The sequence below is a fragment of the Leucobacter sp. genome, assembly GCF_053528595.1.
Genome location: NZ_JAIVPF010000024.1, coordinates 154247 through 169531 on the forward strand (window position 1 = coordinate 154247; position 15285 = coordinate 169531).

Annotated in this window: 14 protein-coding genes; 11 read left to right on the top strand and 3 right to left on the bottom strand. The window is 71.3% G+C overall.

All coding sequences use genetic code 11. From position 1 onward, the window contains the following. Positions 1-58: 58 nt before the first annotated feature. Complete coding sequence (locus ACWKZU_RS04215; RefSeq protein ID WP_449281140.1) at positions 59-997, bottom strand: metallophosphoesterase; 939 nt, start codon at positions 995-997, stop codon at positions 59-61. A 5-nt stretch (positions 998-1002) separates the two neighbouring features. Then, positions 1003-3579, bottom strand: a complete 2577-nt coding sequence (locus tag ACWKZU_RS04220) for a transglycosylase domain-containing protein (RefSeq protein ID WP_449281141.1) — start codon at positions 3577-3579, stop codon at positions 1003-1005. 196 nt (positions 3580-3775) lie between these two features. Here ACWKZU_RS04220 and ACWKZU_RS04225 point away from each other — a divergent pair, with 196 nt between their 5' ends. Together ACWKZU_RS04225 and ACWKZU_RS04230 are read left to right on the top strand one after the other, a co-directional pair. Next, positions 3776-3943: a DUF4177 domain-containing protein gene (locus ACWKZU_RS04225; protein WP_075201009.1), complete on the top strand. Its 168-nt coding sequence runs from the start codon at positions 3776-3778 to the stop codon at positions 3941-3943. A 1-nt stretch (position 3944) separates the two neighbouring features. Continuing rightward, positions 3945-4421, top strand: coding sequence for a RidA family protein (locus tag ACWKZU_RS04230; protein WP_449281142.1), 477 nt, complete (start codon positions 3945-3947; stop codon positions 4419-4421). A gap of 114 nt (positions 4422-4535) precedes the next feature. Here ACWKZU_RS04230 and acs read toward each other — a convergent pair whose 3' ends face one another. Then, the gene (gene acs / locus ACWKZU_RS04235; protein ID WP_449281143.1) at positions 4536-6530 is read right to left on the bottom strand and encodes an acetate--CoA ligase; all 1995 of its coding nucleotides are present in this window, start codon (positions 6528-6530) and stop codon (positions 4536-4538) included. Positions 6531-6748: 218 nt separating this feature from the next. On the opposite strand from acs, the gene ACWKZU_RS04240 reads away from it, so the two are divergent. The 9 genes from ACWKZU_RS04240 (at position 6749) to ACWKZU_RS04280 (ending at position 15281) form a co-directional block, all read left to right on the top strand. Continuing rightward, a complete protein-coding gene (locus ACWKZU_RS04240; protein ID WP_449281144.1) occupies positions 6749-7813 on the top strand; it encodes a CpaF family protein in 1065 nt (354 codons plus the stop codon). A 113-nt stretch (positions 7814-7926) separates the two neighbouring features. Beyond that, on the top strand, positions 7927-8793 hold the full coding sequence (locus tag ACWKZU_RS04245; RefSeq protein ID WP_449281145.1) for a type II secretion system F family protein: 867 nt from the start codon (positions 7927-7929) through the stop codon (positions 8791-8793). A gap of 169 nt (positions 8794-8962) precedes the next feature. Continuing rightward, positions 8963-9283, top strand: a complete 321-nt coding sequence (locus ACWKZU_RS04250) for a DUF4244 domain-containing protein (protein WP_449281146.1) — start codon at positions 8963-8965, stop codon at positions 9281-9283. A gap of 133 nt (positions 9284-9416) precedes the next feature. Then, positions 9417-9809, top strand: coding sequence for a TadE/TadG family type IV pilus assembly protein (locus tag ACWKZU_RS04255; protein WP_449281147.1), 393 nt, complete (start codon positions 9417-9419; stop codon positions 9807-9809). Continuing rightward, a complete protein-coding gene (locus ACWKZU_RS04260; RefSeq protein WP_449281148.1) occupies positions 9806-10597 on the top strand; it encodes a M23 family metallopeptidase in 792 nt (263 codons plus the stop codon). The genes ACWKZU_RS04255 and ACWKZU_RS04260 overlap by 4 nt, the downstream gene beginning before the upstream one ends. A gap of 170 nt (positions 10598-10767) precedes the next feature. After that, positions 10768-13593 carry a type I DNA topoisomerase gene (gene topA, locus ACWKZU_RS04265; protein WP_449281149.1) on the top strand — a complete coding sequence of 942 codons (2826 nt, stop codon included), beginning with the start codon at positions 10768-10770 and terminating at the stop codon, positions 13591-13593. Between the two features lie 103 nt (positions 13594-13696). Continuing rightward, on the top strand, positions 13697-14329 hold the full coding sequence (gene tmk, locus ACWKZU_RS04270; RefSeq protein WP_449281150.1) for a dTMP kinase: 633 nt from the start codon (positions 13697-13699) through the stop codon (positions 14327-14329). A 19-nt stretch (positions 14330-14348) separates the two neighbouring features. After that, positions 14349-14681: a hypothetical protein gene (locus ACWKZU_RS04275; RefSeq protein ID WP_449281151.1), complete on the top strand. Its 333-nt coding sequence runs from the start codon at positions 14349-14351 to the stop codon at positions 14679-14681. A gap of 81 nt (positions 14682-14762) precedes the next feature. Continuing rightward, a complete protein-coding gene (locus ACWKZU_RS04280) occupies positions 14763-15281 on the top strand; it encodes a DUF6609 family protein (protein WP_449281152.1) in 519 nt (172 codons plus the stop codon). Positions 15282-15285 lie beyond the last annotated feature (4 nt).

A 15285-nucleotide genomic window follows, 5' to 3' on the forward strand; every position in this document is an offset into this window, starting at 1 on the left:
GGGAGGGGATCGCTTCGGCGATCCCCTCCCCTCCGCGTATGAACGAGGCGGGCGCGGACTACCGCGCGGCTTCGAGCGTGATGAGCGAGGCCTCCGGCCGGCAGGCGAAGCGCACCGGCGCGTAGATCGAGTTGCCGAGGCCGGCGCTCACGTTGAGGAACGCCGCCCGGTGGGCGTCGTACCAGACGCTCAGGCCACGCGCCTGCGCGGTGGGCAGATCGCAGTTCGCCGTGAGCGCGCCCACGCCCGGAACACGCACCTGCCCGCCGTGGGTGTGCCCCGCGAGGATCAGCTGCGCTCCGTCGTCGAGGAACTCGCCCAGCGCCTCCTGGTACGGCGCGTGCACCACACCCAGGCGCAGCGGCGCCTCCTCGGGGCCGTCCAGGCCGTCCTCCGCGTACCGGGCGGCCAGCTCGGCGCGCATGGCGCTCGCGTCGTCGTAGCGGATGTGCGGGTCGTTCAGGCCCAGCAGCTCGAGGCGGGTGCCGCGCAGTTCGAGGCGGGTCGCCGAGTTGTTCAGGTCGATCGCCCCGAGCCCTTCGAGCCCCGCGGTGAGCGCCGCGGTGTCCACGTCGGGCACCCGGCTGCTCAGGCGGCTCGGCGCCAGAAGATACTTAACTGGGTTCTTGAGGATCGGCCCGTAGTAGTCGTTGGAGCCGTGCACGAACACGGTGGGTGCGGCGCCCGCCAGCGGCGCCAGCGCGCGCAGCAGCATCGGGCGGGCCTGGAGGTGCCCCATCAGGTCGCCCGTGAGCACGACGAGATCGGGGCGCAGCTCCGCGAGCGAGCGCACCCAGTCGACCTTGCGGGCCTGCCAGGGGGCGAGGTGCAGGTCGGAGAGCTGCAGCACGCGGATCGGCTCGGCGCCCTCCGCGAGCAGGGGGAGCGTGTGCCGGCGCACGGTGAACAGCCGGCGCTCGATGACGGTGGACCAGAGGAGGACGCCCGCCGCGGTCAGCCCGAGGGCCGCCGCGGCGGGTCGCGGTGAGCGCTGCACGGCGCTCAGTCGTCGTCCCGGTTGCTGCCGCAGTTCAGCGTCAACGTGATCACGCTGCTGGTGCGCGCCTCCGAGCCGCTGTCCGGGCTCACGGAGACGACCTCGTCCCGTCTCGGATCCGGTTTGCCGCCGCCGTCGCAGGTGAAGTCGACGTGCGAGAAGCCCGCGCCGTTCAGCGCCGATTCCGCCTCCCGGCCCGTCGAGCCCACGAGACCTCCCGGAACCTCCGTGGCGCGGCCGTTGCTGCGGTAGACGGTGACGAGGGATCCGAGGCCGATCGACGCGCCGCCCTCCGGGTCGCTCTTGGCGATCATGCCCTTCGCCACCGAGGAGTCGACCTCGCCGCCGTCCGACACGTCGAAGCCGACCTGCGTGAGCATCGAGACGGCCTCGTCGAAGGACTTGCCCTTCACGTCGGGCACGGTCACCATGGTCTGCTGCACCGAGGTCGCCGAGGGCTCGGGGAAGGCCGTGCCGCCGTACTTCTGATCGGCGACATTCATCACGGCGGGCCAGATGCGCGCATCGGCAGTCATGATCGGTCCGCCCGGGCCCCAGAATCCCTGCGTGGTGACGCGTCCCATGGTTCCGTCGGCGAGTTTGACCGGCTCGGCGTTGCCCACCCAGGTGGCCGTGGCGACGGTGGTGCTGGCGCCCGCGGTCCAGTTGTCGACCACGTCGTCGGTGGTGCCGGTCTTCGCGAGGTGCGGGACGCCGGCAACCGAACGAGCATGCGACGCGAGACCGTTGTTCACGGTGTACTCGAGCGCATAGGCCACACCGGCCGCGACCTCGGGGGCGAGCCCCTCGGTGCACTTGCTCTTGGTGAACGGCACCTGCTCGCCGTCGGGGCCGAGGATCTTCTCGATCGGCACCGGGGTGCAGACCGTGCCGTCGCCCGCGAACGCGGCGTAGGCCGAGGCGACCGTGATGGGCGCGATCTCGTCGATGCCGCCGTAGACGTTCGAGGGCACCATGGAGAGGTCGCGCACGTTTCCGTTGAGGGTCGGGACCGTCGGCGTGACGCCGTCCTCCTGCGTGGGCAGGTCCGACGCGCGGTGCAGGCCGAGCTTCTGCGCCGTCGCGAAGGTGTCGCAGAGATCCATCCGCTGCTGCATCGAGACGAGGCCGCCGTTGACGGAGTTGGCGATCGCGGTGAGCACGGGCTGGTTGCCGCGAGTACCGGTGTTGTCGTTCGTGAACTCGAAGGAGCCGAAACCGTACACGCCGTCGGGCAGGCAGCCGGCCCGGAACGAGTTCTCCTGGACGGTGCGGCCGTTGACGTTCACGATGTCGCGCACCGAGTGGCCGGTGCGGATCCACTCCGCGAGCGTGATCGGCTTGAAGGTCGAGCCGATCTGGAAGCCGCTCGAGCCGCCGTACTCGAAGTCGGTGTTGTAGTTGATGTTCGTGTACTCCGGGTTGGAGTCGAGGAAGGCCTGCGCGTTGTTGTACGGCCGGTTCTGCAGCATCGAGAGCACCTTGCCGGTGCCGACCCCGACGCTCACGCTCGCGCCGCCGACATTGATGCCGTCCATGAGCGCCGGTACGTTGCCGTGCATCGCCTCGAGACCCGCGCGCTGCATGTCGAGGTCGATCGTCGTGTAGATCTCGTAGCCGCCGCGGGCGAAGTTGAAGGCCCGCTCCTCCTCGGTCTCGCCGAAGTTCGGATCCTGCTTGATGTACCGCTGCACGTAGTCGCAGAAGTGGCCGAGCCCGTAGCTCTTCTCCGCCAGGAAGCAGCCCTGCTCGCGCTGGGTGATCTTCGGCTCGACCGGGGTGTTGACGGCCTCCTCGTGCTGGGCCTCGGTGATCTTGCCGTGCCGCAGCATGCTGTCGAGGATCTTGTTGCGCCGCTCCTCGTTGGCGGGGAGGTTGTCCTCCACGTCGAGCTGGTAGAGGGAGGGGTTGTTGACGATGGCCACGAGGCTGGCGGCCTCGGCCAGCGACAGGTCCTTCGCCGACTTGCTGTAGTAGTGCTGGGCCGCCGACTCGATGCCGTAGATCTGGCGGCCGAAGAGCGCGATGTTGAGGTAGCCGAGGAGGATGTCGTCCTTCGGGTACTTCTTCTCGATGCTGATGGCATAGCGCATCTCCTGGAGCTTGCGCTCCATGTTCTGCTCCATGGCCTTGTCGTACGCCGCCTTCTGCTCCTCGGGGTCGGAGATCGAGTACGCCTCCTGGATGAGCACGTTGCGCACGTACTGCATCGTGATGGTCGAGGCGCCGGAGAGGTTCTGGCCCGCCGCGTTCTGCAGCACCGCGCGCCCGCTCGCGAGCACGTCGACGCCGCCGTGCGTGTAGAAGCGCGGATCCTCCTCGGAGACCGCCGCGTCCTTCACGTACTGGGAGATCTCGTCCCAGCCCACCGTCTCGCGGTCCTGCTCGTAGAACTCGGCGATCTTGTGGACCGTGCCGTCCGAGCCCGTCGCGTAGAGCGTCGACGGCTCGGCGAGGCGACCCGGGTTCAGGTGGTTCGGGAGCTTCTCGAAGATGCCGATCGCCGAGGATGCCGAGATGCCGCTCAGAGCGACGACGGGGGTGACCGCGGCTGTGACGAGCACGCCCGCGATGACGCTCATTGCAATGGCTCCGATGATGCCTCCGAGGGCACCGCCCGCGCTGCGCGGCTTGAATGAGCGCACACGCGAGGACTGTGATGTCTGACGGGTCATAGAATCAAGGGTAAGCGACGTTGCTGACAAAACCACGAAGCGGGTGCGCCCGCAGGCGCCGTCGCCTATACCACCGCCACCGACCACCGAGGGAGATCCGCACGTGAGTGATACGACCGAAGCCCCGCGCTGGGAGTACTTCGTGACGCCGCTGCTGCTGCACAACGAGGCCCAGATCCTGAACAACTGGGGGGCCCAGGGATGGGAGCTCGTGCAGATCATCGAGGGCCCGGCCGGCGGAAACGTCGCATACCTGAAGAGGAAGGCCTGATATGGCGTCAGTAATCGAGGAACGGCTGAGCGAACTCGGCTTCGAGGTTCCCGAGGTGGCCGCGGCCGTCGCGGCGTACGTGCCGGCGATGCGCGACGGCAACTACGTCTACACCGCCGGTCAGCTGCCCTTCGTCGACGGGGCTCTCCCCGCGACGGGCAAGGTGGGCGAGGGGGCGGGGCTCGTCACGCCCGAGCAGGCCACGGAGCTCGCTCAGCTCTGCGCGCTCAACGCGCTCGCGGCGGTGCGCGGGGTGGTCGGCTCCCTCGATCGGATCACGCAGGTGGTGAAGGTGACCGCGTTCGTGGCGTCGGATCCCTCCTTCACCGGGCAGCCGGGGGTCGCCAACGGCGCCTCGGTCTTCCTCGGCCGCGTGTTCGGAGACCTCGGCATCCACGTGCGCTCGGCCGTGGGCGTGGCGGTGCTGCCGCTCGACGCGCCCGTCGAGATCGAGTTCGTCTTCAAGGTCGAGGACTGACGCCTCACAGCGGCGCGGCCGCTTGAGGCGTCAGCCGCTTCGCCGGCGGGACGACTGAGGGGCGGATCCGGTTCACGGATCCGCCCCTCAGCCGTCTACGGCTTCACGCCGGTGCTATCGCTGCTCCTTCTCCTGGCGCATGCGCGCGGAGATGGTCTGCATGACGGCGGTGTCGGCGAGTGTGGTGGTGTCGCCGATCTCGCGGCCCTCCGCGGCGTCCTTGAGGAGGCGGCGCATGATCTTGCCGGATCGGGTCTTGGGGAGCTCGGTCACCACGAACACCTGGCGGGGGCGGGCGATCGCGCCGATCTGGCCGGCGACGTGCTTCTTGAGCTCCTGCTCGGCGGTCTCGGGCGTGAGGAGCTGCTGCTGGGACTTCAGGATCACGAACGCGACGACGGCCTGCCCGGTGGTCTCGTCGTCGGCGCCGACGACCGCTGCCTCGGCGACGGCGTGGTGCTCCACGAGGGCGGACTCGATCTCAGCGGTGGAGAGGCGGTGCCCGGACACGTTCATGACGTCGTCGACGCGGCCGAGGAGCCAGACATCGCCGTCCTCGTCGAGGCGGGCGCCGTCGCCGGCGAAGTAGCGGTCGCCGAACTTCGCCCAGTAGGTGTCGATGAAGCGCTGGTCGTCGCCCCAGATGGTGCGCACCATCGATGGCCAGGGCTGCTGCACCACGAGCAGGCCGCCGCGGCCGTTGCCCACCGGTTCGCCCTGCTCGTCGACGACGGTCGCGGAGATCCCGGGCTGGGGGATCTGCGCGCTGCCAGGCTTCAGGGCGGTGAGGCCCGGCAGGGGTGAGATCATGATCGCCCCGGTCTCGGTCTGCCACCACGTGTCCACGATCGGCGCCTCGCCCGCGCCGATGACCTCGCGGTACCAGCGCCACGCCTCGGGGTTGATGGGCTCGCCGACGCTGCCCAGCACCCGGATCGAGGACAGGTCGTACTGCTCGGGCACCTGCCGGCCGACCTTCATGCAGGCGCGGATCGCGGTGGGGGCGGTGTAGAAGATCGTCACCCCGTACTTCTGGATGATCGACCACCAGCGGCCCCAGTCGGGGGTGTCCGGGGTGCCCTCGTAGATCACCTGGGTGGCGCCGTTGGCGAGCGGCCCGTACACGACGTAGGAGTGCCCGGTGACCCAGCCGATGTCGGCGGTGCACCAGTACACGTCGGTCTCGGGCTTCAGATCGAACACGTCGCGGTGCGTGGTCGAGGTCTGGGTGAGGTAGCCGCCGGAGGTGTGCAGGATGCCCTTGGGCTTGCCGGTGGTACCCGAGGTGTAGAGGATGAACAGCGGGTTCTCGGCCGGGAAGCCCTGCGCGTCGTGATCCCCGTCGAACGCGGTGATCTCCTCATGCCACCACAGGTCGCGGCCCGGCTCCATCGCCACGTCGTTCTGCGTGCGCTCCACCACCAGCACCTTCTGCACCGACAGCGGGCTGCCGGTGTCGAGTGCGAGCGCGTCGTCCACGGTCGGCTTCAGCGCCGATACGCGGCCCTTGCGGTAGCCGCCGTCGGCCGTGATCACCAGCTCGGCCTGCGCGTCGTCGATGCGCGCCCGCAGGCTCTCCGCGCTGAACCCGCCGAACACGACCGAGTGCGCCGCCCCGAGGCGCGCGACCGCGAGCATCGCGATCACCGTCTCGGGGATCATCGGCATGTAGATCGCCACCCGGTCGCCCGCGGACACTCCCAGGCTCGTGAGCATGTTCGCGGCCCGCTTCACCTCGTGCGTCAGTTCCGCGTAGGTGAGGGTGCGCGTATCGCCCGGCTCTCCCTCGAAGTGGATCGCGACGCGGTCGCCGATCCCCGCGGCCACGTGCCGGTCCAGGCAGTTCGCCGCGACGTTCAGCTCTCCGTCGGCGAACCACTTCGCGAACGGCGGATTCGACCAGTCCAGCACCTCCGTGAACGGCTTCGACCACTTCAGCTTCCGCGCCTGCTCCGCCCAGTACGCCTCGGGATCCTCCGCCGCGCGCCAGTACACCGACGGATCGTTCACGTTCGCCTGCGCACGGAACTCGGCCGACGGCGGATAGCTCTCCACCTCCTCGCCGTGATGCAGAGGATGACTTTCAATGGTCCCGTTCTGATCAGTCATGGACACCCTTATCCCATCGTTCGAGTGCGCGCCGTCGTCGGTGCGGGTCCGAGTCCGCGCACCGGCGAGTGGAGCAGTGCGCTTTCCAGGGTATACCTTCCGCTCGGGGGCGTTGACGCTTCGCTCACCGGGTGGAGAAAAACCGGGATCGAGGCGAGTTGTCCACATTCGCGCCCTCACCGCTGCGCCGTCGCCGGTCTCGTGGTTCGCTGAGGCCCATGGACCCCGCCTTTCCGCTCTCCGAGCGCTCCCCGCCCGAAACGGGTGCGTCCGAGACGGGTGCGTCCGCGGTGGGCGCGCCCGAGGCACGTCCGGCCGCGACGCGCACGGCCGGACTCGGCCCGGCGGCGCGGCGGGCGCTCGGAGCACTGCTCCCGCTGCTCGACGAACCGGAGCTGCGCGATCTGCTCGTGCAGGTGCGCGGCGGCGAGGGCGAGCTCTGGGTCGATCGCGGCGGGAGCCTGCAACCGGTCGCGGCGTACCGCGCCGATCCCGAGTCGGTGCACCGGCTGGCCACCGGGCTCGTCGCGGCCGGCGGACGCCATCTCGACGAACTGCACCCCTGCGCCGATGTGCGGCTGGGCGACGGTATCCGGGTGCACGCCGTGCTCCCGCCCGTCGCGGTCTCGGGTGCGGCGGTATCGATCCGGGTGCCGAGGATCTCGCCGCCCGGTCTCGATGAGCTCGTGCGGTGCGGGCTGTGCGATGCGGGCATGGCCGCGGCGCTGCGCGAAGCGGTGCGCGCCCGGCGCAACCTGCTCGTGACGGGCGGAACGGGCAGCGGCAAGACCACGGTGCTCGCGGCGCTGCTCGAAATCGCACCGGCGCACGAACGCATCCTGGTGATCGAGGACGTGACCGAGTTGCGGCTGCGGCATCCGCACGTGGTCTCCCTCGAAGCGCGCCAGGCGAGCGCCGAGGGCGTCGGGGAGGTGACCCTTGACCGGCTGCTCCGCGAGGCCCTGCGCATGCGCCCGGACCGCATCGTGCTGGGGGAGTGCCGGGGAGCGGAGATCTCGACGCTGCTGGGCGCGCTGAACACCGGGCACGACGGAAGCGCCGGCACCCTGCACGCGAGCCGGCTGGAGCACGTGCCCGCGAGACTCGAGGCGCTCGGCGCTCTGGCGGGATGGAACCCCGAGGCGCTCGCGCGCCAGGCGGTCTCCGCGCTGCACGGGGTGATCCACCTGGTGCGGGGGACGAACGGCCCCCGCGTCGCGGCGGTCGGCCGGCTGCTGCTCGGGGCGGACGGGCTGCTCGGGATCGAGCGGGTGCGCCCGTGAATCGTCCGAGCGTGCGGCGAGGTCGCGGAGCGGCGAGGGGTGCGACGACGGAGCGGGCCGCCCGTGCGCGAGCGCGCGGCCGCCCTCCCGGTGCCGACTCGAACGGCGCCGCGGTGAGCGCGCTCAGGTGCGCCGCACTCCTGCGGGGAGGGGTGCCGCCGGCACGGGTCTTCTCCGTTCTCGCGGAGGACCCGCAGGCGGGAGGCGCCGCGGCCGAGATCTCGGCTCGGGTGGAGCTGGGCGAGCCGGTGACCATCGCGATCGCCGCCGGGAGGGGGCCGGAGTGGCGGGTGCTGGCGGTGGCGTGGAGCCTCGCCGAGGAGAGCGGCGTCCCGCTCGCCCCCGCGCTCGATCGCATCGGCGCCGCGCTGCGCGCGCTCGAGCGGCTGCGCGAGCGCCGGACCGTGCTGCTCGCCGCGCCCCGTGCGACGGTGCGGCTGGTGTCGGCGCTGCCGCCGCTCGCTCTCGTACTCGGCTGGCTGCTGGGCTTCGACCCGCTCCCGGTGCTGCTGAGCCCGCTCGGCGCGGCGCTGCTGCCGGCCGGCGTCGCACTGCTGCTGGCCGGGATCGTGTGGGCGCGGGCGCTGCGCCGCGGCGTCGAGCGGGCGGATCGCGTGGCCGGGCTCGAACTCGAGCTGGTGCGGATCGCGCTCGGAGGAGGGGCGCATCCGCGGGTCGCACTGCGGCGGGCGGTCGACTGCGTCGACCGCTTCGGCGCCGAGTGGGTGCCGCTCGACGGGTTCCTGCACGAGCGGACGCTCCGCGCGGTCATCGGGTCGGCGGAGCGCACCGGAACACCGCTCGGCCCCATGCTGGTCGAGGAGGCCGCCGCGGCGCGCACCCGGGCCGAGGCGGAGCTGGAGCGCGCGGCCGAGCGGCTCGGCGTGCGGGTGCTGGTGCCGCTGGGGGTCTGCGTGCTGCCGTCGTTCATCGTGCTCGGGGTGGTGCCGGTGCTCGTCGCGATGCTCGGGGGAGCGTGATGCGCGGCGGGCGCCGCGCGGCCCCGTTCCTCGCTCACACCCGGGGCGAACACCGGCGCCGTCCCCACCTTCTCCACAGATGGCTCGCAGACGACCCGCCGCCGCTGTCGCGAGCGCAGGATGGAAGCACCGGCGCACGCCGGGAGCCGTGCCCGACGGAGGGAATCCCGTGAACATCAGACTCGAACTCGTGTCGGACCGCAGTGCGCCCGGTGCGCCGCGCGGCGCGAAGAGGCCGACCGGCGGAGAACGCACCGCGGCCGCCGCGCCGCGCGGCGAACTCGCCTTCCTGCGACCCCCGGAGCGTGCAGCCGAGGCGCGTCCCCGTCGCCGGCTCGGGGACGATCAGGGAGCGGTCACGGCCGAGTACGCCATCGTCATCCTGGCGGGAGTCGCCTTCGCCGGGCTGCTCGTCGCGATCATGCGGTCGGAGGAGATCCGGGCGATGCTGGTGCGGCTGGTCGAGAATGCGCTGGGCGCCGGCGGATGAGCGATGCGCGGGGGCCGATCGCGGCACGGTCGTTGCCCGTGCTGCCCGTGCTGCCCGTGCTGCCCGTGCTGCCCGCGCTCGCCGCAGGGGCCTCTCGGGGGAGCAGGGGTCGGTCACCGCCGAGTTCGCCATCGTGATGCCGGCGATCCTCGTCGTGCTCGGTCTCGCCATCGGAGGCATCCTCATCTCGGCCCACCGCGTCGCCCTCGTCTCGCTCGCGGCTCAGGTGGCCCGATTCGAGGCGCGCGGAGACGGCGACCTGGCCGCGTCTGCGTTGGAGGAGTGGGAGGGGTCGTCTGTCGAGGTCGTCCGCAGCCGGCACCGCGGGCTGCACTGCGTCACGCTGCGATCGCAGCCCGGCGGGGGCCTGCTCGCCGGGATCGGCATCGAGAGCCTCGCATGCGCGGCCATCAGCGGCGAGACGGCCACGGGAAGCGCACCCGGGCGCGAGACGGCAGAGGGCCGCGCAGCCGGCGGCGGTGCGACGGACGAGGCCGTCGTCCCGGCCGACGAGGGTGCGGGATGAGCGCCCCGGCCCTCCTCGCCTGCGCCGGTGCGGCCCTGTGCCTCGGGTTGCCCGTGATCATCGCGTCCTCGCAGGTCGAGGCGGAGCATCGGGCCGCCGCAGCGGCGGACGCCGCCGCGATCGCCGCGGCCGATGCGCTCGGCGGGTGGATCGATGCGGAGCCGTGCGAGATCGCCCGCGAGGTCGCACTCGTCCACGAGGCACGGCTCCGGAGCTGCCGGATCGACGCCGCTCGCGCCGATGCGCTGGTCGAGGCGGCCGCCGCCGCTCCGTTCGAGGCGATCGCGGCGGCTCGCGCGGGTCCGGGCGGAGTGGAGACGGCGGCTCCGGACGGTCCCGTCGGTCCCGACGGCTGGGCGTGGCCGTCGGACTCGCGAGCGGTGTCCCAGGGGTTCCACGACGGGCTGGCCATCGACCTGGCGGTCACGCGCGAGGGCGCGCTCTACGCGCCCTACGCCGGGGTGCTGCTGCTGGCGGGTCCCGACGGCGGGGGCGTGCCCGAGCGGTGCCTCGCGCAGCCGGAGTGGTGGCGCGGCCCCAACTTCTCGGTCGTGATCCGTCACGAGTACCGAGGGCGGGTGCTCTACAGCTCGCACAACCACATCGCCCCCGCATCGCCGCAGCGCTTCGGACTGGCGCCCGGCACCCGGGTGCGGGCGGGGCAGCGCGTCGCCTCCGCGGGGATGAGCGGCTGCACCTCCGGCCCCCACACGCACTTCACGCTCTCGTCGGGCCCCGTGAACGCGCACCCCGATGTCGATCCGTTCGCCTACATCGGGCCGCCCTGAGCGCCCCGCGGCTTGGCCCTACTATTGAGGAGGCATCGCGCCCCGATGAGAGAGCAGTTCCCGTCGGGATGGTGGATTCTCACATGAGAGTGTGTATCGTGTCGGTGCAGAACGGTCGCCCGCGTCGAGGGCCCGTGCAGCGCAGAGTTCGAAGCGAATGAAGGAGACCCGTGGCGGGTACGAAGAAACTCGTGATCGTCGAGTCGCCGACCAAGGCGAAGACGATCGGCGGCTACCTCGGAGATGACTACGAGGTGATCGCGTCGGTCGGTCACGTGCGCGACCTCGCGGAGCCCTCGGAGCTGCCGAGCGAGCTCAAGAAGGGCCCGTTCGGCAAGTTCGCGGTCGACGTCGAGAACGACTTCGCGCCGTACTACGTGGTCAACGACAACAAGAGGAAGACCGTCGCCGAACTCAAGCGCGCCTTGAAGGGAGCGGACGAGCTCTGGCTCGCCACGGATGAGGACCGCGAGGGAGAGGCCATCGCGTGGCACCTGCTCGAGGTGCTGAAGCCGAAGGTGCCCGTGCGCCGCATGGTGTTCCACGAGATCACCAAGGAGGCGATCGAGCAGGCGAAGCAGAACACGCGCGACCTCGACATCGCGCTCGTCGACGCGCAGGAGACCCGCCGGATCCTCGACCGCCTGTACGGCTACGACATCTCTCCCGTGCTCTGGCGCAAGGTCGCCCCGAAGCTGTCGGCCGGTCGCGTGCAGTCCGCGGCGACGCGTCTCGTCGTCGACCGCGAGCGCGAGCGGCAGGCCTTCCGCTCCGCCGAGTACTGGGATCTCACGGCCACCTTCAGCCCGGCCGCCGACGCAGTCGACACCACCGCGTTCGAGGCCAAGCTGGTGCGTCTGGACGGCCAGCGCCTCGCGACCGGCGGCGACTTCGGCGACGACGGCGCGCTCACGGGCAAGGCCGCCAAAGCGGGTGTGATCCGGCTGGAGCAGCAGCGTGCGGAGTCCCTCGCCGCGCTGCTCGCGAACGGCGCCTCCGCCGAGGTGCGCTCCGTCGAGACGAAGCCCCACACGCGCCGCCCCGCGGCTCCCTTCACCACCTCCACGCTGCAGCAGGAGGCCTCGCGCAAGCTGCGCTACAGCTCGCGGCAGACCATGTCGTTCGCGCAGTCGCTGTACGAGAACGGCTACATCACCTATATGCGCACCGACTCGCCCACGCTCTCGAAGCAGGCGATCCAGGCGGCGCGCTCGCAGGCCGCGGAGCTCTACGGCGCCCAGACGCTGCCCGACAAGCCCCGCGTCTACACGGGCAAGTCGAAGGGCGCGCAGGAGGCCCACGAGGCCATCCGTCCCGCCGGCGACACCTTCCAGCGCCCCAGCGCGCTCAAGGGCAAGCTCTCCCAGGGCGAATACGCCCTGTACGAGCTGATCTGGAAGCGCACCGTGGCCAGCCAGATGGCCGACGCCAAGGGGTCGACCGACACCGTCACGCTCGCCGTCTCCGTCGAGGAGCCCGGATCCTCCGCCCCCACCGCCGCCGAGTTCACCGCCAGCGGCACGGTCATCACGTTCCCCGGCTTCCTGCTCGCCTACGAGGAGGGGCGCGACGAGAAGCGCGGAGACAGCGAGAAGAACGGCGGGGATCAGAACGTGTCGCTGCCGCAGCTAGCCTCCGGCCAGCGCCTCGGCATCGAGCAGCCGGAGGCGAAGGGGCACGAGACGAGTCCGCCGCCCCGCTACACGGAGGCCAGCCTCACCAAGCGGCTCGAGGAGCTCGGCATCGGACGCCCCTCGACCTACGCGGCGATCATCAGCACCATCATGGACCGCGGCTACGTGGCGAAGAAAGGGCAGGCGCTCGTGCCGAGCTGGATCGCCTTCTCGGTCGTGCGCCTGCTCGAGGAGCACTTCAGCGAGCTGGTCGACTACGACTTCACCGCCGAGATGGAGAACGACCTCGACCGCATCGCGGCGGGCGAGGAGGCGCGCGGCAAGTGGCTGGGCGAGTTCTACTTCGGCACCGACAACCACCCCGGCCTGCGCGGCGTGGTGGACAATCTCGGCGAGATCGACGCGCGCGCGATCAACACGATCAAGATCGACGACGAGATCTCGCTGCGCAACGGCAAGTACGGCCCCTACCTCGAGGTCTTCGACGACAAGTGCGAGGTCGGCGATGACGGGGTGCTCAAGCCCCGCAGCGTCAACATCCCCGACGGCATGGCCCCCGACGAGCTGACCCCCGCGAAAGCGCACGAGCTCGCCGACGCGGAGCCCGCCGAGGACCGGGTGGTCGGGCTGCACCCCCAGACGGGCAAGCGCATCATCGCGAAGAACGGCCGCTTCGGTCCCTACGTCACCGAGCTGCCCGACGAGGGCGAGGAGCTGCCGAAGGGGCAGAAGCCGCGCACCGCCTCGCTCTTCAAGAGCATGGATCCCGCGACGGTCGACCTCGACACCGCGGTCGCCCTGCTCGACCTGCCCCGGGTGGTCGGCGTCGATCCCGAATCGAACGCCGAGATCACGGCGCAGAACGGGCGCTACGGACCGTACCTCAAGAAGGGCACCGACACGCGCTCCCTTCCGGGAGAGGACGCGATCTTCTCGATCGATCTGGCCGGCGCGCAGGAGCTGTTCGCGCAGCCGAAGTACGGTGCCCGCAAGGCGTCGAGCGCGCTGAAGGAGTTCGACGCCGACCCCGTCAGCGGCAAGCCGGTGCGCGTGCGCGACGGCCGCTTCGGCCCGTACGTCACCGACGGCGAGACCAACGCGACGATCCCGCGCGGCGACAGCGTCGAGGACATCACCTTCGAGCGGGCCATCGAACTGCTCGCCCTCAAGCGGGCGAAGGGACCGGCCAAGAAGAAGGCTCCGGCGCGCAAGGCGGCGCCCAAGAAGGCCCCCGCCAAGAAGACCGCCGCGGCCGGCAGCACCGCGAAGGCGGTCGATCCCGCCCGGTCGGCCGCGGCCAAGAAGGCCGCGGAGACGCGCCGGGCGAACGCGGCCAGGAAGGCCGCCGAGTCCGCGAGCTGAGGCGATCCGACGGCCGCTCGGAGGCGGAGCGCACGCTGAGCTCCCGCGGAGGGCGGGCGGCGAGAGCGCGGCGAACGAAGTCGAAACCAGGGAGAATGAGCAGATGACCGGTCTCTTCATCACGTTCGAGGGCGGTGACGGCGCGGGCAAGAGCACGCAGGCCGAGCTGCTCGGCGCGTGGCTCGAGGAGCGCGGGTGCGAGGTCGTGCGCACGCGTGAACCCGGCGGCACCCGGCTCGGCGCCGAGGTGCGGCAGCTGCTGCTGCACGGCGGCGAGGCGATCGGCGACGTGGATCCCCGAGCCGAGGCGCTGCTGTACGCCGCCGACCGTGCGCAGCACGTCGCGAAGGTGGTGCGCCCGGCGCTCGAGCGCGGCGCGGTCGTGGTGCAGGACCGCTACATCGACTCCTCGCTCGCCTACCAGGGGGCGGGGCGCGTGCTCGACCTCGCCGAGGTGCGGCGCATCAGCGAGTGGGCCGTCGAAGGGCTCTGGCCCGACCTCACGGTGCTGCTCGACCTCGACCCCGACACGGCCGCCGCGCGCCGCCGCGCCCGCGGCGGCACCGCGGACCGCCTCGAGGCCGAGGCGGGCGGCTTCCACGCGGCCGTGCGGGCCGGCTTCCTGGAACTGGCGCAGGCCGATCCCGATCGCTACCTCGTGCTCGACGCCGCGCAGCCGGCCGACGTGCTGCACGCGGCGATCCTCGCCCGCATCGCGCCGCTCGTGCGGAGCTGAGCCGGAGAGCACCGAGCGCATGGTGGTCCCGTACTGGCAGATGCCGAGGAATCGTCCCGGACGGCTGCTCTGGGTCGGGCTGACCGCGGTCATCGCGCTCGTGTTCGCCGGCCTCGGCATCGCGTTCCTCATCGCCGTGCTCATGGGCGCCGGCGGGGCCACTCGCGCGGGCGACGCCGTGTGGCAGGTGGTCATCGTGCTGCTGTGCGGGCTCGGAGCGGCCGTGTTCGGGTGGCTGCTGGTCGACGGGCTCCGCACGATCGCGCGGGAGCGCGCGGAGCGCCGCCGGATCGCGGATCGCCTCGCCGAGGCCGAGGCCCGGATCCGCCGCCTCCGCGGCCCTGGCCGCTGATCCCTGCTCGACGCACGCAGCCCGTCCGTCGTCGTCCGTCGTCGGCCGTCGCCGGGGAATGCTTCTGCATAGACTGTTCACATGGACGTGCACTGGCTCGCCGAGAGCTTCCCACTGATGCGCGGCGGCGGCGCCTTTCTCGTCGCCATCGGCATCGGCATCGTAGCCGGTGCGTTCGGCGGGAGGAAATGGCGCACGGTGCTGCTGATCGCCGGTGCGGCCGTCGGCGTGCTGATCATGTCGATCGGGGGAGCGACCAAGCTGATCTTCGCCGGGCTGCCGTCGCCGGCGGTCTGGCAGTGGGTCGTTCTCGGCGTTGCGTTCCTCGTCGAGGGCTATCTCGTGAGCGTGGTGGTGAGAAGGTTCCCCGACATCGAATCGCGGGAGTTCTGGATGTGGATGCTGTTCATCGTCGGCGCCCACTTCCTGATCCTCGGCGCGAGCCACGGTCCGGTCTGCGCCGTGCTCGCCGTCGTCTGCATGATCAACGCCTACATCGGGTTGCGGGCCACCTCCGTCGACTTCCGGGTGTTCTGGGGAATCGACGGCGCGCTGAAGGTGCTCGGCGGCGCAGCGATGATCGCGCTCAGCCTCGCCTGACCCG

Excerpts from the sequence above, each read along its gene's own strand:
- ACWKZU_RS04220 (WP_449281141.1), bottom strand. The coding sequence starts at position 3,579 with ATGAGCGTCATCGCGGGCGTGCTCGTCACAGCCGCGGTCACCCCCGTC.
- ACWKZU_RS04230 (WP_449281142.1), top strand. The coding sequence starts at position 3,945 with ATGGCGTCAGTAATCGAGGAACGGCTGAGCGAACTCGGCTTCGAGGTT.
- acs (WP_449281143.1), bottom strand. The coding sequence starts at position 6,530 with ATGACTGATCAGAACGGGACCATTGAAAGTCATCCTCTGCATCACGGC.
- ACWKZU_RS04240 (WP_449281144.1), top strand. The coding sequence starts at position 6,749 with ATGGACCCCGCCTTTCCGCTCTCCGAGCGCTCCCCGCCCGAAACGGGT.
- ACWKZU_RS04260 (WP_449281148.1), top strand. The coding sequence starts at position 9,806 with ATGAGCGCCCCGGCCCTCCTCGCCTGCGCCGGTGCGGCCCTGTGCCTC.
- tmk (WP_449281150.1), top strand. The coding sequence starts at position 13,697 with ATGACCGGTCTCTTCATCACGTTCGAGGGCGGTGACGGCGCGGGCAAG.
- ACWKZU_RS04275 (WP_449281151.1), top strand. The coding sequence starts at position 14,349 with ATGGTGGTCCCGTACTGGCAGATGCCGAGGAATCGTCCCGGACGGCTG.
- ACWKZU_RS04280 (WP_449281152.1), top strand. The coding sequence starts at position 14,763 with ATGGACGTGCACTGGCTCGCCGAGAGCTTCCCACTGATGCGCGGCGGC.